Origin of the sequence: Bartonella sp. ML69XJBT, from assembly GCF_028618515.1 — a bacterium.
In the GTDB taxonomy this organism is placed as follows: Bacteria; Pseudomonadota; Alphaproteobacteria; order Rhizobiales; family Rhizobiaceae; genus Bartonella.
The window spans coordinates 15,379-40,922 of record NZ_JAQITB010000015.1 but is presented as its reverse complement, the minus strand read 5'-3'; the positions used below and the strand labels follow the sequence as shown (position 1 = coordinate 40,922).

At 42.0% G+C, this 25,544-nt stretch carries 18 protein-coding genes and 2 pseudogenes; 18 read left to right on the top strand and 2 right to left on the bottom strand.

Features of this window, described 5'->3' with window-relative positions; genetic code table 11:
• Positions 1-947 precede the first annotated feature (947 nt).
• The 15 genes and pseudogenes from clpB to PVV68_RS06060 all read left to right on the top strand — a co-directional run bounded on the left by clpB (position 948) and on the right by PVV68_RS06060 (position 20,372).
• Positions 948-3,527: an ATP-dependent chaperone ClpB gene (gene clpB / locus PVV68_RS06130; protein WP_273721069.1), complete on the top strand. Its 2,580-nt coding sequence runs from the start codon at positions 948-950 to the stop codon at positions 3,525-3,527.
• Between the two features lie 1,305 nt (positions 3,528-4,832).
• On the top strand, positions 4,833-5,162 hold the full coding sequence (locus tag PVV68_RS06125; protein ID WP_273756866.1) for a hypothetical protein: 330 nt from the start codon (positions 4,833-4,835) through the stop codon (positions 5,160-5,162).
• Positions 5,163-5,398: 236 nt separating this feature from the next.
• A pseudogene (locus tag PVV68_RS06120) lies at positions 5,399-5,581 on the top strand (hypothetical protein); the annotation flags it as partial.
• A 703-nt stretch (positions 5,582-6,284) separates the two neighbouring features.
• A complete protein-coding gene (locus PVV68_RS06115; RefSeq protein ID WP_273756861.1) occupies positions 6,285-6,419 on the top strand; it encodes a hypothetical protein in 135 nt (44 codons plus the stop codon).
• 6 nt (positions 6,420-6,425) lie between these two features.
• The gene (locus PVV68_RS06110) at positions 6,426-7,751 is read left to right on the top strand and encodes a PBSX family phage terminase large subunit (protein WP_273721068.1); all 1,326 of its coding nucleotides are present in this window, start codon (positions 6,426-6,428) and stop codon (positions 7,749-7,751) included.
• Positions 7,751-9,643: a portal protein gene (locus PVV68_RS06105; RefSeq protein ID WP_273721067.1), complete on the top strand. Its 1,893-nt coding sequence runs from the start codon at positions 7,751-7,753 to the stop codon at positions 9,641-9,643. The genes PVV68_RS06110 and PVV68_RS06105 overlap by 1 nt, the downstream gene beginning before the upstream one ends.
• A gap of 724 nt (positions 9,644-10,367) precedes the next feature.
• Complete coding sequence (locus tag PVV68_RS06100; RefSeq protein WP_273721066.1) at positions 10,368-11,165, top strand: hypothetical protein; 798 nt, start codon at positions 10,368-10,370, stop codon at positions 11,163-11,165.
• Positions 11,166-11,454: 289 nt separating this feature from the next.
• Positions 11,455-12,573, top strand: coding sequence for a N4-gp56 family major capsid protein (locus PVV68_RS06095; protein ID WP_273721065.1), 1,119 nt, complete (start codon positions 11,455-11,457; stop codon positions 12,571-12,573).
• Positions 12,574-12,903: 330 nt separating this feature from the next.
• The gene (locus tag PVV68_RS06090; protein ID WP_273721064.1) at positions 12,904-13,599 is read left to right on the top strand and encodes a hypothetical protein; all 696 of its coding nucleotides are present in this window, start codon (positions 12,904-12,906) and stop codon (positions 13,597-13,599) included.
• A 211-nt stretch (positions 13,600-13,810) separates the two neighbouring features.
• The gene (locus PVV68_RS06085) at positions 13,811-15,274 is read left to right on the top strand and encodes a hypothetical protein (protein ID WP_273721063.1); all 1,464 of its coding nucleotides are present in this window, start codon (positions 13,811-13,813) and stop codon (positions 15,272-15,274) included.
• 255 nt (positions 15,275-15,529) lie between these two features.
• Complete coding sequence (locus PVV68_RS06080) at positions 15,530-16,066, top strand: hypothetical protein (protein ID WP_275065389.1); 537 nt, start codon at positions 15,530-15,532, stop codon at positions 16,064-16,066.
• Positions 16,063-17,202, top strand: coding sequence for a tail fiber domain-containing protein (locus PVV68_RS06075; protein ID WP_273782740.1), 1,140 nt, complete (start codon positions 16,063-16,065; stop codon positions 17,200-17,202). Before PVV68_RS06080 ends, PVV68_RS06075 begins: the two co-directional genes overlap by 4 nt.
• On the top strand, positions 17,199-18,212 hold the full coding sequence (locus PVV68_RS06070; RefSeq protein ID WP_273721061.1) for a phage tail protein: 1,014 nt from the start codon (positions 17,199-17,201) through the stop codon (positions 18,210-18,212). Before PVV68_RS06075 ends, PVV68_RS06070 begins: the two co-directional genes overlap by 4 nt.
• A gap of 226 nt (positions 18,213-18,438) precedes the next feature.
• Complete coding sequence (locus PVV68_RS06065) at positions 18,439-18,579, top strand: hypothetical protein (RefSeq protein WP_273721060.1); 141 nt, start codon at positions 18,439-18,441, stop codon at positions 18,577-18,579.
• Between the two features lie 1,064 nt (positions 18,580-19,643).
• Positions 19,644-20,372: a hypothetical protein gene (locus PVV68_RS06060; protein WP_273721059.1), complete on the top strand. Its 729-nt coding sequence runs from the start codon at positions 19,644-19,646 to the stop codon at positions 20,370-20,372.
• 834 nt (positions 20,373-21,206) lie between these two features.
• Here the strand turns inward: PVV68_RS06060 and PVV68_RS06055 are convergent.
• Together PVV68_RS06055 and PVV68_RS06050 are read right to left on the bottom strand one after the other, a co-directional pair.
• Positions 21,207-21,575, bottom strand: a complete 369-nt coding sequence (locus PVV68_RS06055; RefSeq protein WP_273721071.1) for a DUF4043 family protein — start codon at positions 21,573-21,575, stop codon at positions 21,207-21,209.
• Between the two features lie 127 nt (positions 21,576-21,702).
• Complete coding sequence (locus PVV68_RS06050) at positions 21,703-22,179, bottom strand: DUF4043 family protein (protein ID WP_273721058.1); 477 nt, start codon at positions 22,177-22,179, stop codon at positions 21,703-21,705.
• Positions 22,180-22,941: 762 nt separating this feature from the next.
• Between PVV68_RS06050 and PVV68_RS06045 the strand changes: the two genes are divergently transcribed.
• The 3 genes and pseudogenes from PVV68_RS06045 to PVV68_RS06035 all read left to right on the top strand — a co-directional run bounded on the left by PVV68_RS06045 (position 22,942) and on the right by PVV68_RS06035 (position 25,289).
• The gene (locus tag PVV68_RS06045) at positions 22,942-23,385 is read left to right on the top strand and encodes a hypothetical protein (protein WP_273721057.1); all 444 of its coding nucleotides are present in this window, start codon (positions 22,942-22,944) and stop codon (positions 23,383-23,385) included.
• 1,082 nt (positions 23,386-24,467) lie between these two features.
• A pseudogene (locus tag PVV68_RS06040) lies at positions 24,468-25,136 on the top strand (IS607 family transposase).
• A gap of 51 nt (positions 25,137-25,187) precedes the next feature.
• The gene (locus tag PVV68_RS06035) at positions 25,188-25,289 is read left to right on the top strand and encodes a hypothetical protein (RefSeq protein ID WP_273721070.1); all 102 of its coding nucleotides are present in this window, start codon (positions 25,188-25,190) and stop codon (positions 25,287-25,289) included.
• The last annotated feature ends 255 nt before the right edge of the window (positions 25,290-25,544 follow it).

The window sequence follows — 25,544 nt, the reverse complement described above, 5'->3', positions numbered from 1 at the left end:
GTGAAATTGTAAAAGCGTAAAAATGTATCTCTGTAAAAGTGGTGAAAGAGCAGGTCCGTGAATGGTGTGTGCTTTTGGGAGGGGTTATAGATGTGGTGGAGGATTGATGAGAGGGGGAAAAGAGTTGGGTGTTAAGGTGAGAGGCAGGTGGTGAGGTGCTGGTGTGGGTGTGTGTTAAAGGTGGTAGGGGGGCGTAGTGGAGTGTTGGTGGAGTAGATTGCTGGGAGTGGTTGCGTATGGAATGGACATAGGTGCTCAAAGAGTACTGTATAAAGTAGAGTTGTATGGCATGTGAAATTTTCCTTTGTTTTCTTGAGAAAAAATCTGTTTCGCCAAGGCGATAGCGCAATGTTTATTGGCTTGTAGAATGGTTTTCGTTGAAGTGGGGTAACAAGGAGGATGATGGGGGCAGATTTGGATGGTAGGGGGTAATGGTGGGGTGTTGGTGGGAAGATGTGGTGGTCGTGAAAGAGCGTTGGAGAGGAGGTGGGGGTGCGGCTTTCTGTGAATATTTAAAAGCGTAAAATTTATATCTGTAAAAGTGGTGAAATAGAAGAGGTGTGCGTTATGCGTGTTTTTGTGGGGGCTCATAGATGCGGTGAAGGATTGATGAAAGGGGGCAAAGAATTGGGGGCGTAAAGGTGAGGGGCAGGTGGTGAGATTTGGGAGGGTAGGGGTGATGGTGGTGCGGCTTGTGTTGGGATGTTTGGTGGAGAGAAGTGTTGGCAATGAGGTGCTGGTGGGGATGAGAAGGTTGTGGTTTCGTCGAAAAATGATTATGCCTCTTTATTTACCCTCTTGCTATGAGGCTTTCGAGAACCCATATTCATTTTAGCACGACGGTTATTCTTCATGCTGCCTCGTTCGCAGTGTTTTGTGGGGGGAGGCTATTCCTTGTGAGTGCGCTTTGGGAAGCTAAAGAGTGGTGGTGCAAGAAAGGAAAAAAAATGAACCTAGAAAAATATAGCGAACGATTACAAGGCTTTTTACAATCAGCACAAAATAACGCTCTCTCTTCTGATCATCAACAGTTTATGCCTGAACATCTGCTCAAAGTCTTGTTGGAGGATGCTCAAGGATTGGCTGCATCTCTTATCCAAAAAGCCGGCGGTGATCTTACTGTTATTCATAAGGAGCTCACAAACGCTCTCAATGCGTTGCCAAAAGTACAAGGGGGAAATGGGCAACTCTATCTCGCTCAGCCGTTGGCAAAAGTTTTTACCTTAGCGGAGGATCTCGCCAAGAAAGCCGGTGATCAGTTTGTGACCGTCGAGCGTGTGTTGCAAGCGCTTATCATGGAAAAATCCGCAAAAACAGCCGATATTCTTACCAAAGCAGGGTTGACACCCCAAGCACTCAATCACGCTATTGAGGCGCTGCGTAAGGGAAAAACGGCGACAAGTCCCCATGCGGAGAGCCAATATGATGCTTTGCAAAAATATGCACGCGATCTCACTAAAGATGCGCGCGAGGGAAAACTCGATCCTGTTATTGGTCGTGAGGAAGAAATTCGCCGCACAGTACAGGTGCTCTCAAGGCGTACAAAAAATAATCCCGTCCTGATCGGTGAACCTGGAGTGGGGAAAACCGCAATCGTTGAAGGGTTGGCTCTTCGTATTGTCAATGGGGACGTGCCTGAAACTTTGCGTGATAAACAACTCTATGCTCTCGATATGGGAGCCCTTATCGCTGGAGCAAAATATCGCGGTGAATTTGAAGAACGTCTTAAAGCCGTATTGGCTGAGGTGCAAGCCGAAAATGGGCAAATCATTCTCTTTATTGATGAATTGCATAACTTGGTGGGGGCGGGAAAAGCCGATGGTCCTATGGATGCTTCAAACTTGCTCAAACCTGCTCTGGCGCGCGGAGAACTCCATTGTGTGGGCGCAACAACACTCGATGAATATCGCAAATATGTCGAAAAAGATGCCGCTCTTGCAAGACGATTCCAGCCTGTCTTTGTGCCTGAACCAACTTTGGAGGATACAATCTCTATTCTGCGCGGTATCAAAGAAAAATATGAACAACATCACAAAGTGCGCTTGGCTGACAGTGCTCTTATCGCTGCCGCAAGGCTTTCTAACCGCTATATTACCGATCGTTTCTTGCCCGATAAAGCCATTGATCTCATTGATGAGGCGGCGGCACGCTTGCGTATGCAGGTCGATTCAAAACCTGAAGAACTCGATGTTGTGGATCGGCGTATCTTGCAGTTGAAAATCGAACGCGAAGCTTTGAAAACCGATGTTGAGCCTACAGCTAAACAGCGTCTGAAAACCGTGGAAGACGAACTTAAAACATTGGAACAACAGTCCGCGGAAATGACAACAGCTTGGCAGGCGGAGAAACAAAAATTAGGGCATGCTGCTGATTTGAAAAAACAATTGGAAGAAGCACGAAATGCTTTGGCTATAGCCCAGCGCGATGGGCAATTCCAAAAAGCCGGTGAACTTGCTTATAGTGTCATTCCGCAGCTCGAAAAACAACTGAGTATCGCGGAAAATGATGATCAACAAAATCATCTCGTTGAAGAAACCGTGACCGCTGAACATGTGGCGCGTATCGTTTCTCGCTGGACTGGAATTCCTGTGGATCGTATGCTTGAGGCAGAACGAGAAACGCTCTTGCGTATGGAAGATGAAATGAGTAAGCGGGTGATTGGACAAGGGGAAGCCGTGCAAGCCGTTTCCCGTGCTGTACGTCGTGCTCGTGCCGGCTTGCAAGACCCCAATCGTCCACTCGGTTCTTTCATGTTTCTTGGTCCTACCGGTGTGGGGAAAACCGAATTAACCAAAGCACTGGCCGCTTTTCTCTTTCAAGATCAAAATGCCATGCTGCGTATCGATATGTCGGAATATATGGAAAAGCATGCCGGTGCACGCCTGATTGGCGCACCTCCTGGATATGTCGGATATGAAGAAGGAGGGGTGCTGACCGAGTCCGTGCGGAGAAGACCTTATCAGGTCATTTTGTTCGATGAAATTGAAAAAGCCCATCCTGATATTTTTAATCTCTTGCTACAAGTGCTTGATGAGGGACGTTTGACCGATAGCCAAGGGCGTACCGTCGATTTTCGCAACACCTTGCTGATTATGACCTCAAATCTTGGAGCGGAATTTTTAACCGCCTTGCCGGAAGGACAGACAACCGATCAGGCAAAAGATGATGTCATGAATGTCGTAAAAGCAGCTTTCCGCCCAGAATTTCTTAACCGTATTGATGAGATCATTCTCTTTCAGAGATTACAACGAACCGATATGGAAGCTATCGTTGATATTCAGATACAACATTTGCAAAATTTGCTCAATGAACGCAAAATAACTTTGCATATCGAACCAGAGGTGCGTGAATTTCTCGCCAATAAAGGATATGATCCCCTCTATGGAGCACGTCCTCTCAAACGTATTATTCAGAAAGAAATTCAAGATCCACTCGCGGAAAATATCTTATTTGGAAAAATTCACGATGAGATGGCGGTGACTATTGCAAAAGAGGGAGATCAGTTAGTCTTTTTGCCTGAAAATTAGAACTCTCTCCTTCCCAAAAGGAGAAAAATTCTCATGAGAGAGAATGTCCTTGTAGGGGCGAGAATTTGTTCCTAAGACAGAATGTTCCTGAGAGGGGTAAGGCTTATGAAGGGGAAGACTTGAGGGGACGGTTCATAAGGGCAAAAGGCTTGTGAGAAAAGAGATTTTTGAGGAAGAATTTTGAGAGGGACGCTTGTGGAGAGAGTGCTTATGGTGATATGGCATCTGAGAGAGATAAAAAAAGACAGATAAAAAGAGGGGTAAAAACATAAAAAACTTGACAAGGTGAATCTAAACAGATATTATAGCTACATAATTCGAATTGCGCGCTTTTTACAAGCCAGTCAGCTCTTGCTGAGGAATTCAACAATAATAAAAAGAGAAGAATGTTGATGAAAGAAGGTAGCGCGTTAATCCTCTAGCTTTTTGTGATTTTAGCGGTTAGTTCATCCTGAATATTTCCAAACAAGATGTTTTCGCACCTTGGGGCTCGAATTTTTTTTCAATGATGCGCTTGGGAGGACGTGCGAGCGGATCATATCCAAACAATAAGTTTAAGGGAGCATGTCAAAATGCGTGAAATGAGTCAGAACCGACCAGAAAAGAGGTCTAAAAGTTGCTTCAGAAATTAAACCGGTAAGGTCATAAGCTGCTCAAAAATTAAATCAGTAAAATAAAAAATAATCTAAAGAGAAGTAGACGGATTCTAGAGAATGTTTCATATTTGAAACTGGGAAATGTTTCAGGTCTACGATTTTCCAAATTTGCCTGCTTTGCATTTTTCCGTTTTTTTGAATTTCATGGTGTAAGCTATGAAAAACATTTCTAGGGGAGATGTTCCTCTAGAGAAGGGATGGCTTAGGTAATTTCTACTGGAATACCTTCCTTATCTTGTGAGGAGCTTTATATAATATATCTGAAAGCTCTGTCTAAATATTTTGTCTGATGATACTACTTCTAAGTATGGTCATTATTTTTATCATCTATATTATGGTTCCTTCATTTTTACTTATCTTATAAAGAGATGAGTAGGTTGGAGGATTGCCTCTTTCTTTAGATGGTAAGACAGACGTGCTATTATGGAAGTAGTGCCATCAGATAAGATATTCAGGTAGAGTTTTCAAGTATATTATATAAATTTCCTTACAAGATAAGGAAGATATTCGAGTAGAAATTATCTAAACCATCCTATTTTGTGCTGCTTTTATGTGGGCCGCAATGTTTTTAAATGGTATTGTTTTTTCACTTTATCTACGAATTTCTTTATCAGAAATTATTCTATACTTTATTTGAGAGAATATAATGATGGCAAAGGAACGTTGTCTTCCCTTAAGACGAAGAGGGCGCCCAAAAGGTGCATTGAATAAAACAACAAGGCAGTTTAATGAAGCTCTTCTTACAGCTGCTGAACAAGCTGGGTATCAATATGGTGAAGATGGACTGGTATCCTATCTTCAGTATCACGCACTCAATAATCCTGTGCCTTTTTTTTCGTTGTTGGCTAAAGTGTTGCCTCTGCAAGTGACTGGAGATGCTGGGGGCGATTTCAAAACCATTTCGCGTGTTGAGATCGTGCCGGTGAGAGCAAAGGATGCGGTATCTGGGGAGCAGGAGACTAAAAATTCCAATGTGTGAGGGTATATGGTGTGATTTTTGAAGATTGTCGAGATCTGGGAGTGTGATCCTTTGGGGCATATGGTCTTGGAGAGCTATGGGTTTTGCCAATACTAATTCTGGCGATTGTGTTCTTTGGTAGGGGTATGTTTGGGGACCATGGAGATCATGACGAGATGAAATTTTGGCATGAGAATGCTGGAGGGAGATGCAAAGGGTTTAGAACAATTGCGCAACTGGAATTGTTGATGTGTTTGCTGCTGGCTAAAGTGTTACCACTGCAAGTGACTGGAGATGCTGGGGGCGATTTCAAAACAATTTCGCGTGTTGAGATCGTGCCGGTGAGAGCAAAGGATACCAAGCTTGTGGGAGATAGGAAGAGGATTGAGCGAGATAAAAAAACGGAGAGAAATACGAAGTTTGAGGATTGTGGAGCTTGAGGCATATATTACTTGAGAGGCGTTTCCCTTTAAGGCGTGTGTTACTATCGAGATTGTGAAGCTTTTGGGTAGACTTAAGGGAATGTGGGGATCTTGTTTTTTCGCGATGGTGGTGCTTGGGAGCGAGATGTCTGAAGACTATAATGTCTGAGAATTACGCTGTTTGAAAAGTATGCTATCTGGAAGATCTGTTGTTTCTTTTGGCGATTATTGAAGTTCTTAAAAAGGTGTAAGATAAATTTTAATGTTTTTTTCCAGTCTTTCGTGGGGCGTAATGATATATACTTCTCTCGAGCATGAGGGGGGTATGCAAAAAGGTGGAATGGGTATCCTATCAGGGGGGAGCTTCAATGAACAAAGAGCATTGAACAGATTTTTTGAAGAAGGTACACATAAACAAGAGCAAGAGGGAATCTTGTTGTTTATTAGGATATTTAGGCTATCAGATCTTAAAAAAAAGACTGTTTAGATTGTTTTCATTCCACAACTAGCTCTGTTTTTTGAAAGCTGATTTTTGTGCTGTTTATTAGAGTTTTTTGTGGCTCTTGTAAAGATTCTGGCTCTGTAAATTATTGGAGCAGTAGGGGGAGATGCCCAAATAAGCTTATGTGTTGAGTGTGCTCGTGATTTTAAGAGAAGTGATGCTTTATATAGTGCTTGAGAGGCATGGACTCTGAGGGGCGTGGTGTTTTGAGGAGTGCTTTTGTCCTCGGGATTGTGGAGCTTGTGGGTAGACTTAAGGGCGATGTGGAGTTTGGGGATCTTGGTTTCTGGCGGTGATGCTGCTTGGGAGGGGGGATGTCTGGAGATTGTGGTTTTTGAGAATGATTGTGCTTGAGGATTCATGACAACTGCTCAAATTGCTCTTATTCCAAAGCTTATTCCGGTCTTTACTGGAAAAGCTGATGTGCGAGCTGCTTGGGGGGGACGGGGCTCTGGAAAAACACGTTCTTTTGCTTTGATGTCTGCCGTGGTTGGATATCGCCATGGTAAGGCGGGAGAACGGGGGATTATTCTTTGTGCACGGCAATTTCAAAATTCGCTCAATGAAAGTTCCTTGGAGGAAATTAAACGGGCCATTGAAGCCTATCCTTTTCTACAAGATTATTATGAAATCGGTGATAAATATATTAAATCAAAAGATGGACGGATCGTTTATGTGTTTGCTGGGCTTGATCGCAATATCGCAAGTATTAAATCCATGGGGCGTGTTTTTCTCTGCTGGGTGGACGAGGCGGAACCCGTGACTGAGACTGCTTGGCAAACGCTTATTCCAACTCTGCGTGAAGAAGGAGACGATTGGAATGCCGAATTGTGGGTGACTTGGAACCCGTGCCGGGAAAATGCTCCCGTGGAAAAACGTTTCCGAAATGGCAATGATCCCAATATCAAAGGGGTGGAAATTAATTGGCGTGATAATCCTCAATTTCCCGAAAAACTGAATAGAGATCGCAAAGCAGATTTACAACAACGACCCGAACAATATAACCATATTTGGGAGGGCGAATATCTCCAAACCATTGAGGGCGCTTATTATCAAAAAGCGCTGCTTGAGGCTTCACGCGAGGGGCGCATTACCACTGTGCCCCGTGATCCGCTTATGCAGATCAGAATCTTTTGGGATATCGGCGGAACAGGAGCAAAGGCTGATGCTACTGCTTTGTGGGTCGCACAATTCGTGGGACGAGAAATCCGCGTCCTCGATTATTATGAAGCACAAGGACAGCCTCTCTCAGAGCATGTGGGATGGGTCTTTCAACGCGGATATGAGAAAGCATTGATGGTTTTACCCCATGATGGAGCAACCAAAGACCGTGTTTATAATGTCAGTTTTGAAAGTGCTCTCCAACAAGCCGGTTTTCAAACAAAGATCATTCCAAATCAAGGCGTGGGAGCTGTGAAAATGCGTATCGAAGCGGTGCGGCGATTGTTTCCTGCCATATGGTTTAACGAAGAGACAACTCATGCTGGGCGAAGAGCACTCGCTTGGTATCACGAAAAGCGCGATGAACAACGCAATATCGGGCTGGGCGCTGAACATGATTGGGCAAGCCATGGTGCCGATGCTTTTGGACTGATGTGTGTGGCTTATGAACAGCCCAATATACGAGCGAAAAAAAATGCTTATCGCTCTTCTCACCATTCTCAAACTTCATGGATGGCTTTCTAATGAATATTTCTACAGATTCTTTTGATCCACTCGAAACCCTTGAAAATCAAGCGCTCTTTAAAAAACTCGTGGGCTGGTATCACGATGATATTGGACATGTCGAAAAATGGCGAAAAAATGCCCAAGAAGACTATGATTTTTATAATGGGCGCCAATGGAATGAGCAAGATCTTGCCGTGTTGCGCGAACAAAACAGACCGGTTATGACTTTTAACCGTATCGCTCCGCTGATCAATGCCGTGATTGGTACAGAGCGCAATAATAAACGACAGGTGCAATTTATTCCTCGTCAAGAAGGGGCGGCTTTTGCTAACCAAATACTCACCGGTGCAGCTGAATGGTTTCGGGATGAGGCTGACGGAGAGTACGAGGATTCCGATGCCTTTCAAGATGCCATTATTTGCGGAATGGGTTGGACGGATACCAGACTCGATTATGAACAAGATCCGCAAGGAAAACCCGTCATTGCACGACTCGATCCTATGAAAATGATATGGGATGCAAGTGCCGTAAAACCCAATCTCATTGATGCACAACGCTTGTGGTATATTGATGAAAAACCTCTCGATGTGGCAAGAGAAATGTTTCCCCATGTTCATTGGAGTGATCTTCATGCTGATTGGGTCAAACATCAGACATTTATGCACCAAACCAGTGCGGATGATGGGCAAAGCTATCGTGGTGATGTGGAGGAGGGGTATCAACGCCCTAAAATGGTTACATTGGCTGAATGCCGCTGGTTCGAGCGTGAGGTTGTTTATAAAGTCCTTGATCCTTTAAGCGGAAAATTTGTCGATTATTCAGAACAGGATTTCCAAAATTTACGTAAAGAATTTCCGCAAATTCAAGCAACAAGATTAACAAGAAAAATTGTCAAACGTGCTTTTTTGGGGCGAAAATTGCTCGAAGCACCAGATAAACCCTTGGTGCCAGCTGGTCAATTGGGTTGGGAGTGTATTACCGGTAGTTTTGACAAATTAAGCCGGCATTTTTACGGGATTGTCAAACCAACAAAAGATCCACAACGCTGGGCAAATAAATATTTTAGTCAAGTGATGCATTTGCTCAATAGTCAGTCAAAAGGCGGGATTATGGCCGAACGCGACGCTTTTGATGATGATCGTCAAGCCACGGAGAGTTGGGCAAGAGCCGATAGCATCACTTGGCTGAAAAGTGGGGCTGTTTCGGGGGGAAGAATCCAGCCTAAACCCGTTGCACAATTTCCGCAAGGTTTCTTTCAATTGTTTAATGAAGCAAAAAGTGCGATCGAACAAGTCACTGGTCTGTCTTCTGAATTTGTTGGTACACGGGCGGTAAACCAACCAGGAATCTTAGAGGAACAACGTCGCCAATCATCACTCAATCTGTTGGCTTCCTTCTTTGATGCTTTGCGAAGATATCGGCAACGACAGGGGAAAATTATTCTCTATCTTATTCAAAATTATCTTTCCGATGGGCGATTGGTACGTATTGCTGGAGAGGAAAACGCTCAGTATGTCCCGCTCACACGTGAAATGATCACCAGTTTGGAATATGATATTGTCGTTGATGATGCGCCAACAAGCCTTAATGAAAAAGAGCGGACATTTGCCATTATTATGCAATTGTTGCCTTTGATGCAAAGTTTCATAACACCAGAGATTATGCTCGATCTTTTACGCTATTCTCCTTTGCCCGCATCACTTATCCATAAAATTGCCTGCAGAGCACAAGCAAACGAAGTTGCACACAATGTCCAAGCACAAAGCTTGGAAGGGCAAAATGCTCCTCACAGTGCTGGAGGGCACTTTAGTAATGCTGGAGAACTGAGTGGGGGGACGCGTGGAGTGCTTAATGCACAGATAGAGCAGCTGGTGCAAGCTCTTTTGCAAAAGGCAAATGCGCAAGGCTAAACCACCCCATGTTTTAAGAGAGGCGGTTGTTTTATGCACTTCTCCTTGGCGCGTAGCGGTTTCTCTATAAAATTGTCTGCAGAGTATAAGTTTACGAAGTTGCACACAAGGTGCAAGAGCAGAGCTTGAAGGGGTAAAATGCTCCATTGTGTGAGGGGGTGGAGGACAGCTTTGCAGTGCTGAGGAGTTTCGCGGTGAGGCTCGTGGAGTTCTTAACAAGCGCGCTGCAAATAGAGTCGAGCGTATGCTTATCATGCTGGAGGGGGACGGCTGGGTATATGGGAATAGAGCAGCTGGTGGGCACTCTTTTGTAGGAGGCGAATGCGCAAGGCTAAATCACCCTATGTTTTAAGAGAAGCAGTTGTTTTATGCACTTCTCCTTCGCTCGTATCGGTTTCTCTATAACATTGCCTGCAGAGTATAAGTTTACGAAGTTGCACACAAGGTGCAAGAGCAGAACTTGCAGGGGCAAAATGCTCCATTGTGTGAGGGGGTGGAGGACAGCTTTGCAGTGCTGAGGAGTTTCGCGGTGAGGCTCGTGGAGTTCTTAACAAGCGCGCTGCAAATAGAGTCGAGCGTATGCTTATCATGCTGGAGGGGGACGGCTGGGTATATGGGAATAGAGCAGCTGGTGGGCACTCTTTTGTAGGAGGCGAATGCGCAAAGGTAAACTGTTTCATTTGAAAAAAATATCATCTTATTGTCAATAAAGAAGGCTAACACTATGGATCAAGAACATTTAACACCAGCAGAACAAAACCAATTAAAACAGGGGTCTTTTTCAGGAGCTTTGCAGCAGGAAAACTGTGAAATTGATGCTGGAGAAAAAACAAAAGCCTTAGAAAAAAATTCCCACGCACATCAAGATGGACATCAACAACAGCGATCATTGCAAGAGGATACGCAGCAAAAAGATGGTCAAGGGGGAGTAGAAACTGATGCACCGCCAGATCCGCAAAAAGATTTTATGGGTTATATACAATGGTTGGGAAAAACACTCTATAAACAAGGGGCGTTGATCTCTGAACAAGCCCCTTCTATGAACCATGAAGCAGAACAGTTGCATGCTTTTTACCAGAAGTCCGTTGTGAGTGCTAAACAAAAGCATCAGGATTTTGATCAAGCGGCCGATTTTATTTACGATATCCGCGCGAAGCAGTTAGCTGCTTTCTCTGCACTCTATCCGGAAATGGCAGATCCAAATGTCGTGGATGCGTTGATTGGTAATGAATTAAAGCAAATCTTGCGCGATTGTGCGAAAAAAAATCAAAATCCCGCTGAGGTGATCTACTCTATTGCGCAAAAAATTGGCTACACCAATACTCCCAATAACATTGGTGAAAATTTGCAGGAAAGACAAAATTCTGCACGCACATTGGCGGCCTATAACGGTATGACGCCCAATGGACCGATTTCTTTGGAGATGCTCGATAAAATGTCGGAAGTAGAGTTTAGCCATTGGGTTGCTGATCCTAAAAACAAAGCGGCTTTTAACCGTCTCATGGGCGGGCGAGAATCTTAACAGCCCCCCCATGGGGGAATTCTGAAAGTCGTCATGTGGAAGGCATGAGGCGGTCTGTGTTGAGAGCTTGAGGTATTGGCACTGGGCTTTGCTGGGGGGTGTTGGAGGCGAGCGCTGTGGAGGAATTCTCGAAGTGAGAATGTGACGTTTCTCAAAGGGGGAGGACAAGCAATAAAAATTATACAAAATACCCAATAACTAATCCACCATCTGAAAACGAGAAATGTGGAATTTCAAATAGCCGGCGCTTTGCCGGTTTTTTTATATCAATCAACTTTTAGAGGATAAAATGGCTGTAACTTATATCGGAATTAATGACCCAATGGCAGTGCGCACATGGTCTAAACTGTTAAACCAAGAAATTTCAAAAGCAATTCCTATTGCACCATTGATCGGAAATGATTCAAATAGTATCGTACAATTAAAGGATGAAACCACAAAAGCAAGTGGTGATGCTATTAGCTTTAATTTGCGTGTCCAATTGCTTGGCGATGGGGTGAGTGAAGGGCAGTCCCTTGAGGGGAATGAAGAAGCTCTGCAATTCCTCAGTGATCGCTTGGCTATTAATGAACTTGTTCATGCGGTGCGTGTTAAAAATGAAGGCACTATTGATCAGCAACGTATCTTACACGATTTGCGGACCGAAGCCAAAAATGGTTTGGTCGATTGGTATGCTGATCGCTTGAGTTTGATGTTCTTTATTCAAGTGTGTGGCTATACCGCAAAAGCCATTAACTTTGAAGGACGCACGATTACCCTTAAACCTGTCCATTATGGCTTTAATGCACCAACTGCACCAACCGATAAACGCGTTGTGCGCCCCAATGGAAAAACAAAAGATGAAGACTTAAAAGAAAATGATACTTTTGATCTTGATTTGGTCGATAAAGCCGTGGAACGGGCTAAGCTTGCTAATCCAAAAATTAGGCCTGTGCGCATTGATGGCGAAAATGTTTATGTGCTGTATCTGCATCCAACCCAGGTCACACAATTGCGCACCAATACGGATGCTGGACAGTGGCTCGATATCACTAAGGCAATCTATAGTGGAAGCCGTCTTAAAAACCCCCTCTATGACGGCTCGCTTGGTATGTATAATGGTGTCGTCCTGCGTGAGGCTGAACATGTTACCGAAGGTGTCGAGTCCGGTTCAACAAACAAAGCAGTGCCAAATGTGCGCCGTGCCGTGCTGTTGGGAGCGCAAAGTGCCGTCATCGCTTTTGGAAAAGACCGTGGCGCTACACGCTATAAATTGGTGGAAGAACTGTTCGACTATGAACGCGAATTCGGTGTTGCAGCAAAAACCATCATCGGTATGAAGAAAACTTGTTTCACCTTACCTGGAAGCACACAAGGAGCACAAGATTTTGCTACTATCGTGATCCCAACCTATGGAGCACCTGCTTAAAGGTGCTGCAAATACTTCTTCTCAACAGAACATTCTGTTGAGAAGGGGGACATTATTTGTCAAACAGAAGATTTTAGGATTGCACTCTTATCGCAATACCAATTGATGCCTGCTTTGAGCACTGAGGCTTTTTCTCAACAAAATATGCTGTTAGAGAGCAAAATTTCTGGAGCAGATCAGGCTTGCAGAATTTTTCTATAGCTGTCTAAAATTTTGGAATATTTGCTGTAAGAGCTGTTTGAAAGTTGGCAAATTCTTTCTCTCAACAGGATATATTTTTGTGGGAGAGATAGCCAAAACGCTTCACACGCAAAAGGATTATCATTGTCCATGACCATTACACCCATTACTTTAAATCATCTTGATCCCACACATTCAGAGCATTCTCAGACTTTTGCCTCTATGGTTGCGCTTATTCAAGATGAAATTGACGATACAACAGCTGAATATTCTATGCAAATTCAAGATTCCATTTTTACCGCTTTGCGCTTATGTGAACGCGAACCTTTGTTCTTTAATGAAAAAAAACAGCTGACCTTTAAAACACAACCTGGAAAAATGTGGTATGGCCAAGAAGAGGGAATTTTTCTTGAATCAGAAAGGGCTGTGGAGTCTGTTCTTTTAGGAACATATCATGCAGCACAAACACCTTTGCTTTTTAAATCGATTGAAGCGTTGCAAAAACAATATGGATTACAGCCTCCACAAGGAGAACCTCTCTTTTATACTTACTGTGATCAAAAAATAGGCTTGTTTCCAACACCAAAGCAGATTGAAAGTGTCTGTGTTGTTTATGCTTGTGCTCGTGGGCGAGATGAACAGTTGAGAGAGGGAGAGAATCCTTGGTTCATTCATGCATTTGATCTCATTAAAGCACGGGCAAAATACGAGCTTTGTAAAAATATTCTCAAGGATCCTGAATATGCTGCTGCTGCTTTTCGCGATTTTCAAGAACAGCTGCAAGCTTTGCGCTTTGAAACGTCACGCAGAAAAGGGGCTGCAAATATTCTACCTATGAGGTTTTAAAGAGCTTTTTTCTTCTTCGTGATTGATGGTTGATGCTGGTGCCTGTGGTTGATACTCGTGGTTGATACTGGTGGTTGGTTTTGGCGGCTGGTGCTGGTGGGTTCACGCTTTTGTTACAGAGTCAACTCTAGGCTCTGGTGGTTAAAATAAGCCTTTGCGATTTAAAATATTGCCATAAGGTTTTGCAAATATTCTTCCAATGGGGTTTTCAATGGCTTTTTTTCCAATTGCTGATTATCGGCCTGATGTTGCGGATATTAATGGACTGTTTACCGATGAACTCATTAATGTTTTGCCGGCCGATGGTTCCTATATTCCTATGCCAAGCTTTCAACCATTTTCAGAGCCTTGTCCTGAGACAATTTTAGGGGCTTTGGCTGTGAAAACAAAAAATGGTGTGTCTATTCTTGTGGGGACAGCACAAAAAATCTATCTGCTCGACAATACCACAAAGCGCTGGAAAGATATTAGCCAAAATGGAAAATCTTATCTTGCAAATGTCGATGCTCCATGGTCGTTCGCTTTGTTTGGCGATTACGTGATTGCTGTTAATGCTAATGATAAGCCTCAAGTTATCGACATTAATCACGATAAAAGATTTAGAGATTTAGGTGGAAATCCACCACAAGCCGGAATTGTGCGGGTGTGGGGAGATTTCGTCTGTTTGATGAAATTGACGGAGCATCCAAGACGTGTCCATTGGTCTGGATTGAACGATGCCGAATTTTGGACGGTGGGGAAAAAAAGCTGCGATTATCAAGATTTTCCCGATGGTGGTTTCGTGCAAGGGGCAACCGAAACAACAAATCCAATCATCTTTATGCGTTCTGCTATCTATGCCGGCTCTTTTATTCCTGGCTCTAAAATTATTTTTAGTTTTCAAAAAATCCACGATAAACGTGGGGCTAAAAACGCTGAATCTATCGTTTGTCGAGGCGATCTTGCCTTCTTTGCTGATGAGGGTGGGTTTTATCAGATTACCAATGAGGGGCAGATTATACCCATTGGCTTTGAAAAAGTCGATCGAACCATGACAGCAAAATCAAGACTGAATAATCTGTATACTCTATCTGCTGCCATTGATGGGGTGTATAATCGCGTTTATTGGATGGTGGATAGCGATGAAAGCACCCACAAACGTATTTTGCTCATTTATGATTGGGGATTGCAAAAATGGACAAAAGCTGCCGTGGATATCAAAATGATTTTGCCCATTTTTTTGGCGGGAACCACTTTAGAAGGATTAGATCGGATTGCCCAGAGCATTGATGATTTGTCTTTTTCTCTCGATAGTAAGGCTTGGAAAAATGAATCTCCTATTCTTGGGGCATTTGATCGTGAAGGGAGACTTGGCTCGTTTTCTGGTCCCCCCATGGCTTGTATGGTGGTATCACAAGAAATGGGACAGACAAATGGCATGATAACACGCGTGAAAAATATCATGCCTCAAGTGAATAGTGGAGAGTTTTATCTGTCTGTGGGGATGCGCTTTCGCCAATCCCTTGAGGAGAAGATAGTGTGGTTGCCAGAAAGGCAACCTTCTCATCATACGGGGCAAATTCATGCCCGCGCAAGGGCTCGGTTTTATCGCTTTAAATTGCGCATTCCTGAGGGCGTGAATTGGTCTCATGTGACGGGCTTTGATGTGGAATTGAAGGCTGCCGGCACGCGGTAAGCGTGCCTTTTAATAAAAGAGTGACGCGGTAAGTGTGCCTTTTAATAAAAGAGTGACGCGGTAAGCGTGCCTTTTAATAAAAGAGTTACGCGGTAAGTGTGCCTTTTAATAAAGAGTTACGCGGTAAGTGTGGCTCTTAATAAGGAGTTACGCGGTAAGTGTGGCTCTTAATAAGGAGTTACGCGGTAAGTGTGCCTCTTAATAAAAGAGTTATGTGAGTATGCCTCTTGTCATAAAGGAATAATGTGAAAAGCTATGTTGTGGGGAAAGCTTAAAGTTTGTTGGAGTGCTGTGAAAGAACTGAGGATTGGGAGAGCGAAAAAAGCTAATCTCATAAGGGGACAGTGCGATAAGAAAAATTCTTATGCTGCTCATCTTACAGTGCAATGGTCATGGGAAAAAATAGCGCCCTATCAAGAGGCTCTTAATGCTGCACTGAAAAAATATGCTGAACGTTTTCCGGATGATGTTTGTCTGCAAACAATTGCTAAAGAACTCATCAGTGGGCAAGCACAATTATGGCTGGTCTTGAAAAATAACAGAAAATTTAGCGCCTTTGCCATTACCAAAGTTGAAAGGACCCATATGGGAAAAAAACGCGTTGTCCTCTCAGATTTGGCTGGAGAGGGAGGGCTAGAATTGGTCAATTTGATCGATAAGGTCGAAAAATGGGCGCGAACAATCAATGCTGAGGAAGTACAAATGTTTGGAAGAGCCGGATGGGCTAAAATGCTTAGACATCACGGATATTCTCGTAATCTTATTTATTATAGAAAGGTTTTAGCCCCATGAGTAGAAAAACAACACCTCAAGTACAAACAACCACACAAACAAATGCACCACCCGCCTGGGCTGCGGATATCTTTAAAAAAGCAAGCGCCCAAGCACTTGACCTTTATAATAAGGGAATTGGCGGAAATGTTTATCAGGGAGAGCGTGTTGCGGGTCTTGGTTCTATGACACAAAATGCTCTCACCGGTCTACAACAGGCTGCTTCTCAATATAATAATCCAGCATTAACACAGTGGTTGAATGCACCAACCCAAAGTGCTCACAATCTTCTTGGTATGGCTAAGGGGGACTGGATTGGAGGCAATAGTAAATTTAATGCTGCTTTGCAAAATGCTTTAAGTCAAACTTCTGATGCTATTAATCAATCGATGTCTGGAGCGGGGCGCTATGGTTCTGGCGCCCATACCGGAGTGCTCGCCGATGAGCTTGGTGCATTGGCAACAAAAGCGAGCGCAGAGCAATATAATCAAGATGTGCGTAATATGATGAATGCTAATCAGATGATTGATCGCTCTCTATATGATCAGGTTAATGCCGCAAATAACTACTATCAGGGACAAAGTAGTGCACAAAGCAATGCCCTAAAGGGGGGACTTATCCAAGATATGAACCAGCAGAATATGTTAGATGCACAGCGCCAAAAATGGGCAGAGCAAGATAATCAGGGGTGGAACCGATTAGAACAATTGCTGGGTGTGGGAACAAAAGCTGCTGGAAATTACGGAACAACATCAGGAAAATCGACAACAATGCCTTCTGTAACAAAAGATCCATTGCGCGATGCGCAGCAAGTGCTTGGGCTTGTGGGAGGAATTTTAGGACTGTCTGATGTGAGAGCAAAAGAAAATATTCTCCCGGAGCGCAAAAAAAATGGCTATTCCCTCTATAGCTTTAATTATAAGGGAAATCCGCAACGCTACCTTGGTGTTTTGGCCCAAGAGGTGTTGCGCTTGAAACCGGAGGCTGTGTTTATGAACGCAAAAACAAAATTGTTGCATGTCGATTATGACAAAATCGGTCTGAAAATGGAAATGGTGAAAATGGAAAAAATCACAGCACCTAAAAAGAGAATTGCTCACTTTTTCTCCTCTCTCTTTGCGCGTTTGTCCTTCTGGCAAAAAGGATATCTGCTATGAGCTCGATTTATGATTGGTCCCTTATTGCATCGGAGAATGCCTATGCCGATGAGAGCATCAATTGGGCAGAGGGACAGCCGCCAAGTTCAGTCAATGACAGTGCGCGTGCTATGATGCAACGTATCAAAGAATATTTATTGGATAATGGGGGGGTGATTGACACACAGTTTCGCCTTGATAAGGAAAACAACAGAACAGCTATTCGTTTGATGACAAAATCTTCTTTTGAATCGTATGAAGGTGGGATTGTGGTGCGCTTTAGGGCACAGGAGCAAAATAGTGGTATTACAAATGTTGCCTTAAATCAATTGCTCGCACGTCCTGTTTATATGGCTACTCCTAATGGTCTCGCACCTCTAAGGGGTGGCGAAATGCAAAGGGGGGGACTTTATGAACTCGTCTATACTTGTGATATTGCCGGAAAAAATGCTGATGGTTGGTTTTTAACTAATCCAACGGTCAAGCTTCCTGAAATTCCTCCCTTGCCTTCCTTACCATCTTTGCCGGAAAGTTTTGCACCTGGCTTTATTGGTACTTTTGCCACAGAAAAAGTGCCATCGGGTTGGTTGCTTTGTGATGGTAAGGCTTATTCTCGCAAGGCTTATGCAAGTCTCTTTGCTGTTCTGGGTGAAATATGGGGACGGGGAGATGGGCGAACAACTTTTAATGTGCCCGATTTGCGTGGAATGTTTTTGCGCGGGCTCGATAGTGGAAAAAATGTCGATAAAGGACGACGCCTGGGAAGCAAACAAGAAGATTCTTTTGAAGCTCATAGCCACCAAGGGAAAACAAATGCAGCCGGTCGTCACCAGCATAATTTTATAGCGGTTGAAAATACGGTAAGAGTGTTAGATAATGACGAACAGGGACCAAATGTCTATAGACGCATTAACAAAAATTCTGTAACAGAATTTGCTGGAGAGCATGAACATCAAATCTTTTTAGAAGAAACTGGTGGTGAGGAAACACGTCCCGTCAATATGGCCGTTGTTTATGCTATCAAAGCGTGAGAATGAAAATTCTTAACAGTGGTCAAAATGATTGCACAATGCTTGTTATGAAAAAAGCTCTTATAACAGATGCATTATGGAATTTACCGTGATGGTATCCCTTCTGTTCTGCTTTTATTGCTTATCCCTGCACTTCATCGAGAGGCTTTACTGTATCGCATAAGAAGAGAGGTGGTTTTGCTGCTTTATTTTTTGATATGTTGCTTCTATTGCCAAGAGAGTCGGCGTGAGACTTTTAAACGATGGAATTGGGCTTGGCTCTTATGAAGTTTGGCGCTTGCTTTTGAGGAAAGAAGACATCCTTGGTGTGTTTTATGCTTCTCTTGGAGATGTTCAATGTGTTGTGACAAGAAGTGAGAGATATTAATGTGATTTTTCCACAGTTTGGTTGTGTTTCTTGATCTGTTGGTCATTTTTACTCTGCACATAGAGAAGGCAAAGGCGCTGTTGGTTTTTGTAAGTTTTTCTCTCCTTATGTTTGGAGGCAAGAATTTGTTTTGTCTAGAAAATTGGCTCAGGCGAATGTCATAAAAGCGGCATTTTTAGGCATCTTTGCTCCTGTTGGTAGGGGGGATATTCTATGTAAAGATTTGCGGTCTTTCTTTTATGTTTGCTATGGTTTACATGAATCGAGAATAACGATGGACTGCTTCTTTTCGCAAAAGTAAAAGCATGATTTCTGCGGCTTTTTATTTATGACAGCTTTATGATGATGTAGGGACTGGCGTGTGTGTTCTAAAGTAGCTGGTGGTGTTGCCTCAAAATTGGCTTGCAGAACAATATAAGAACCGGAAAAGTGGTTTGTGGAAGAGGGTGGGTGAATGATACCGTAAGATCTTGGAGAATTGAGGACGTAGATTTGTTGTATAGTTGGCTCGTTTCCAAAGAGTTTGTTTTCACTTTGCTTATGCGTGAAGGAATGCTGAGAAAATCGCTGTGAAGTGGAAATACCACAAAGAAAAATATTTAAGAGAGCGCTATGGAAACACTTGTGGAGCGTTTACTGTTGGCGTTGGCATTTTACCGATCTTCGTTTTTGTTGGTTTGTTTTATGAGTGCGTTCTAGGGACTGAATTGTAGAGAGTAAATTCCAAAGAATTGATTTTGTGGAAGAGCATTTCTATGTTGGGTTGGGGATAGAAGAGCAGTTTTGCGGAGAAAATGTTCTTTATTCCAGTGGACTGTATGTGAGAGGATGAGGCGTCAGATTGGCAGACCATCATTTTGGCTGAAAAAGCAAAATACTATCTTAAGACGATTTTTTGCTCAAAGCTTTTTAAGGTTTTGCAATGGTCTCTCTTAGGATTATCCCTTGCGGGATTCCCCCCTTGGGTGGCTTCTTTGGGGCTGTGCACAGTATAAAAATTTGTTGCTAATAATGCACTGAAGTCTACCAATCTCGGTGAGAATTCAGGAGAAGGAGAGAACGCAATGGCACTTTTTCCATTTTCTATTGCTGATATTGATGATCCTGAACATATTCGTGTGGTGCTTTATGCGAGTGGAAGAATGGGGCACGCTCCTTTGAATGCACTGTTAAAGCAAATGCATGAAGATATGACACAAATCTCGCAGCGCTTGGAGATTTTAGAAAAACAATGGCAAAAAACAGATCTTACTCCCATTAAACATCAACAGAGTGTTAAAGAAAATGATCAAAGCAGCAAAGAGAGTGGTGGAGGAAATAAAGCCAGCAGTGAGAGTAGCAAAACCGATGGTGAAATAAGTGTCGTGAGCAATAAACCTCATGAAGAGGATAGCGAAATTCATCTACATACTTCTGCAAGTTTTATAATGGAGAAGGCTCCTCTTTATGTTGGTAGTAACATTAGTTTTAATCACTTCAGTGCTGTGAGTAGTGCTCCAATAAACCATGTACAGTTTATTGCTGGTAGTGATATTAAGCTAGATACTAAAAGTGAGAATATAAGCAGTGTACGCTCTGATATGAGTGAACTGCTTAGACTATCTAATTCCGCCAGCAATCTCATGAGCAATGCAAATCTTAAAGTTAGTGGAGGAATGAATGCCTCCAGTTTCCGCAGTGATATAACTGCTGACATAGATTTTAATTCTACTCGTAAACCTTTGGTAGATAATATGAAAAGTTTTAAAGTCGAGAGTGCAAAGCATAGCATCAGTGTTATAGGAAAAAAGTGAAGAAGAAGGGTCTATTGGGAATACGGTAGAAAAAATGGCAGTCTCACTTGCCAAGACTGCGAAAAAGAAAAAAGATAACTCAATTATATCGTCTATATCGTCTGGATATCGTTATGTATTTTGAGTGTTTTTTTAATGCGAAAAATCTCAACAGAGGATTTTGCAGCATAAAACAATAGAAAATTTTTGCTGTTAACTCTATTAAAGTCCTGTTGGTACGCAGGAAATTGGGCATCGTCTCAATGGGGGGCGCTTTTTGTCCGCGATAAAGTCCTTGTTACGGTTTTTAAAGTCGAGCCTTTGTGGTAAAAAATCCTTATATACTTTGCGTAAAGCTTTAAGAAGAGGAGAGAGCGGTTTTTCACCGATGCATAATTTGCTGTCTTGGTACCTGTTTCCCTAAAAGAAGGACAGAAGCTTTTGGCATTCTTCATTTCGTTTAAAAGTGCTTGTTGCTAGACTGAATTGCTCAAATAGATCAAAGTAAGGGAAAGTGCTTACAAAGCATTTCTTCGTTATCATGAAAAATGGATGGCGTAGTCTTGTGGTAGGCTTGAGAGCTCAAAGCAGCTCTCATTTTTTCTTCTTTTCAAGCAAGCTAACCAGTGCTCATGACAGTTTCTTTTAGATAAAACTCTTTTCTATCAATTTTTATCGGTCATATGTTGCTTCTTGTCTTTCTTTAATATTGCTACCATTGTTTTCTCCGATATTGTTAAAGCCCCGCTTTTGAAGCGGGGCTTTTTATCTTTTTGCGTTCTTAAGAAACAGCCAAGCAGTGTGATGTCTTTATTGTGCTCGTTGTTTAAAGAAGTCTCTAAAGAACTTTCAAAATTATAAAGTTCGGTGAGCAGCATAGGTTGGAATGACATGTGTGCCAAGGTCTTGGATATTTGGCTCCAAACTATCTTGAGAGCGATGAGGACTTATAAACTGTGCTTTTTTCATGCCAAAGATGGTTTCAAGAGCCATGGCAGGTGGATTTTCGTAGTTGTTTATGGTATAATTTTCGAAAGTATAGTTTCTTCCAAAAGCCATGATGACACTTTGCTGTCCTAGCAAAACAGCACGCCGCACATGGTCAAGTGCTGTGTTTTTTGCGGAATGAATCCCTTGGGTCACGTATGTAGATTCTCGCAAAATAACATCACGATAGATACCAAATGAATCGTGAAGAAGAGAATAATTTTTGTCAAGATGTATCCATTCCTTTGCAGTTTGAATAATTTACCAGATATCGGGATTAGTGCTATCTCTTAACTGGATCATTTGGGTGGGATGGAGGTAGAGAACATAGAATTCTCTGTTGTTGATTTTTATCAAACGGATTTTATGGATATGCACATTTAGCCCGCACAGTAGCTTGATCAATAAGATCAAGGGTGAGACTGTGTTGTGTTGGATCTGTTAAATCTTCATCCTTGGTGACACCATGAGGGTGTATGATGCGTTTACTGGTGGGAGCGGTTGGGTTATTAAAGCCATAATGGATGGGACTGAGAGTAAAGTTTCGTCCATGAACGTCTATGTCTTTTGCGGTATAACCACAGACGTGAATGAAAAATATGAGGCTTAACAATTCGCTGTATTCATCAACAAGGTGATCTTTAGCCTCTTGTTCATCACGACAATGTTCATTGGGCGAGTGGAGAAAATATCTCAGCTCTTCAATTTGTACTCTATCATACAAAGGCGGCTGTCCATTCCCTTTTAATTTTTCGCTTGTGGTAACATCTTTACCAGAAATTGGCATATATAGATCAAAAGAAACAGTGGACTTCGCTTCTTGTTCCGTTTGCTTTTTCACTTGGATAATGCTGTCTTAAGCTTTACAGCCGAGAAGAGGGGCAATGTTGCAAGAGTATTTTTTTTCCATCGCAAAGCTTTCCTTGAAGTAAAAGGTAGAAGGACAAAAATCAGTTTTCATGCATCTTTTTTGTTTTTTGCGTTTATGAGGCTGGAGAATAGATAAATTTCCCCCTTTTCCTATGCTATAGTAATGTCTTAATTATGTTAAACTGTTCCATAGTAAACATTGAGATCCCCTGTTTTGTTTTCATGAGAGAATTCTTGGTGAGAAGATGCATATTTGTATAACGGGCGTATTTTTGTCTGGAGCTTGCCAAAAATAGCAAATCAGAGATGTGCTGTTGGTTTTTTGTTGGAGGGTTCGAGCAATGGGGAGGTAGAGTGAATTTTCTAGTCTTATGAATTCAACAAAACAGCACATCGTACGTGGAGTGGTCGTGGTATTCTGAAAAAAGGGGATGAGATCATGGAAAATGAGGGTGTTTATTTATCCCGATTGAAAAATCCGTTATATTGCTTGGATAGAATTTTACATCCATAAACTCTTATGATAATGCCTCTAGAGCTTTTTCATAAAGCGGATGAAAAAGTTTCTAATGAGAGTTGCAAACGATAAAAATAAAACATTGATGATGCAGAAAAAAGGCGTGTTTAGAGATAAGAAGATTGAGCGTTTGTAGTTGTAGCATGTATGTTGTGTCTTGATGCTGCTATCATTGTTTGCTGTCAAAAACTTCAGAGTTTAAAGAGTAGGGGCTTTATGGAAAAAAGAATCCGTGCAAGACGAAAAGCATATTTCAAAAGATTATATCGCAAGATCGCTTTTGTTTTCATGCTGCTGTTTTGTGTTATAGTACTTTGTTTTCTCGTGGTAAAAACCATCAGCTATTTTTCTGACCATAAACAAATAATACAACAAGCGCCTGCCGAATTGACTATTCCAGTCTTTGATCACCGTGTCTATTGCAAAGAAATTGCTGCTTCAGTTATGGCTGAAATGAAAAGGGAAGTTTATCAGCATTGTCTTAACTTGGAAAGTGAAGCCTATTTTGCTATTCGTGAAATGTGGGATAGACTTTCTAATACGACAAAGAAAAAATGTATGGCAATAGTGCGCCCTGGAGATGGAAATTATTTTCTCTTACGAGATTGTTTGCTCAATGAAAAAGAAGAGAAAGAAGGTAAGGGACGCAATCACTTTTAAATTTTTATATGGGGCGCGTTTTTTACATGAAAATTGAAGAGTATGGGAAATTTGATGAAAAAATATCAAAGTTCTTTGTGCCTATGGTCATCACTGTTTTCATATCTGTAATATCTTGATGGACAAAAATCTTGTTATTGTTTCTGCCTCATGAGCTATTTCTTTGAAATTTTTTCTCTTGCTTTTAAAAATATCACATTTTGTCAGGGCTGTATTTTTTTAAAAGGATCGCTTAAAGTGCCAATATAGAGGATAAAATTGCGGCGGGCAATAAATTGGATATGCAATAAGATTTTTCTTCTTAGCCTATGTGTTAAAATATGCGTTAAAAAATATCTTCCAGCATCCTCAAGATGAAAAGATAAATAGCGAAATATATTTCAATGCTTTATGGGTCTTAATTCTCAAGAGAGAAGAGATGTTAGAGCATCTTGTTTTGGCTTTCGTTGAGAGAGTATGAAGAGAATTCCTGTTCTTGAGATGTAAGCCTGCATGTTTCTAGGCTTTGCTTGCTCCCTATGCTGTTCTAGCTCTTGGCATTTGAGAGTTTTCATAAGAGGTCTTTTATCTCTTTGTTATAAAGGTTTTCAACCCATACCAATTCGGTTTGTGGGGTGCAAGCCAATAGTTTTGATTGATGCAACATAAACAGATTTAATAAAATGAGAGAATTCTCTGTTTTGAAGCTCTCTCATTCAAGCTGTTAAACAATAAATTATTCTTATAAGTCGATGTTATGTTCGCTTGTGTCTTGTTTGCTTGAAAAATTTAATCACATCATAAAACTGCCGTATTATTATTGATAAAGAGAAGCGTTTTGCATGTATTGTGGTACGCGTTAGGTGACGAAAGGTCTTTATATTTTTATATCTCTCTATGGTTAAGGTCCGTGGTTTGAGATCTTTTGTTACCACTCCAGGCGTTTCCGGCAGCTTTCCTTTGCGGCTGTCGGAAGTGGGGTTTTGCTAAAGATCATGTGGACCTAAGTTTTTTTAAGCAAACAAGTTAGCTTTGGTATTTTGCTGAATAAAGGCTTTAACAGCTTAGTTGTATCTATTTATATCTGTGTAATAATATACATTATGGATAGATTTGTTGGGACAGGTAAGGCTGCTCAAGCTTTGGGTGTTTCGATCAGCACTCTACGCCGTTGGGAATGTGAAGGCAAAATTATTTTTGAGCATACTGCAGGAGGTCACCGCCGTTATGACCTTTCCAAGTTGAGACCTGATTTTTTTCGTTCGAGAAAACTTTCTCGAAGAAAACCGTTGCGTATGCTCGTGTATCGAGCCATGATCAAAAAGACGATTTAGAGCGACAAAAACAGGTTCTTGAACTTTATTGCGCAAGCCAAGGCTGGATTTATGAACTCATCTCTGATTTAGGATCAGGGATGAATTATCGTAAAAAAGGTCTTAAAAGTTTATTGGATGCTCTCATTGAAAATGAAATAGGTCGTTTGGTGATTACGCATAAAGATCGTTTATTGCGCTTTGGTGCGGAATTGGTCTTCGCCATTTGTGAAGCCAAACAAGTTGAGGTTGTCATTCTCAATCAAGGGAGAAGAAAGCAGTTTTGAAGAAGATTTAGCCAAAGATGTTTTAGAAATTATTACTGTCTTCAGTGCTCGTTTTTATGGAAGTCGTTCGAGAAAAAATCAAAGGTTATTAGAGAATGTTCGTCAAGCTGTAGAGGCAATCGCAATGATTGTTGCTCACAAAATAGCTCTAGACTTAAACAATAAACAATGAAGCTACATGGCTTGAGCCAGTGGTTGCGCGCGCTTTGCTTATAATTGGGCACTGAAGGAATGGCGGCAGCAATATGAAGCATGGAAGAAAGATAATAATTTACCAAAGCCTAATGACTATGCGCTAGGTAGACAATCCAATTCTCTAAAATGAGAACAATTTCCATGGATGATGGAAGTTACTAAAAATGCCTCTACAAATGGCAATTATTCAAGTGGGTTTGGCTTTTTAAGAATTTCTTTTCAGGAAGAAGCTGATATCCTATCTTTAGAAAGAAAGGAGTGCACGATCATTTTACTTTGACCAATGATCAAATACAGTTGCGAGGTTCCAAGATAAGAATTCCCAAACTTGATTGGCTTCGTCTGTGAGAACAATTGCGATTTCAAGGAAAGATCTTATCAGAAA

Excerpts from the sequence above, each read along its gene's own strand:
- PVV68_RS06080 (WP_275065389.1), top strand. The coding sequence starts at position 15,530 with ATGTTGTGGGGAAAGCTTAAAGTTTGTTGGAGTGCTGTGAAAGAACTG.
- PVV68_RS06105 (WP_273721067.1), top strand. The coding sequence starts at position 7,751 with ATGAATATTTCTACAGATTCTTTTGATCCACTCGAAACCCTTGAAAAT.
- PVV68_RS06090 (WP_273721064.1), top strand. The coding sequence starts at position 12,904 with ATGACCATTACACCCATTACTTTAAATCATCTTGATCCCACACATTCA.
- PVV68_RS06070 (WP_273721061.1), top strand. The coding sequence starts at position 17,199 with ATGAGCTCGATTTATGATTGGTCCCTTATTGCATCGGAGAATGCCTAT.
- PVV68_RS06085 (WP_273721063.1), top strand. The coding sequence starts at position 13,811 with ATGGCTTTTTTTCCAATTGCTGATTATCGGCCTGATGTTGCGGATATT.
- PVV68_RS06100 (WP_273721066.1), top strand. The coding sequence starts at position 10,368 with ATGGATCAAGAACATTTAACACCAGCAGAACAAAACCAATTAAAACAG.
- PVV68_RS06110 (WP_273721068.1), top strand. The coding sequence starts at position 6,426 with ATGACAACTGCTCAAATTGCTCTTATTCCAAAGCTTATTCCGGTCTTT.
- clpB (WP_273721069.1), top strand. The coding sequence starts at position 948 with ATGAACCTAGAAAAATATAGCGAACGATTACAAGGCTTTTTACAATCA.
- PVV68_RS06125 (WP_273756866.1), top strand. The coding sequence starts at position 4,833 with ATGGCAAAGGAACGTTGTCTTCCCTTAAGACGAAGAGGGCGCCCAAAA.
- PVV68_RS06045 (WP_273721057.1), top strand. The coding sequence starts at position 22,942 with ATGGAAAAAAGAATCCGTGCAAGACGAAAAGCATATTTCAAAAGATTA.
- PVV68_RS06095 (WP_273721065.1), top strand. The coding sequence starts at position 11,455 with ATGGCTGTAACTTATATCGGAATTAATGACCCAATGGCAGTGCGCACA.
- PVV68_RS06075 (WP_273782740.1), top strand. The coding sequence starts at position 16,063 with ATGAGTAGAAAAACAACACCTCAAGTACAAACAACCACACAAACAAAT.
- PVV68_RS06060 (WP_273721059.1), top strand. The coding sequence starts at position 19,644 with ATGGCACTTTTTCCATTTTCTATTGCTGATATTGATGATCCTGAACAT.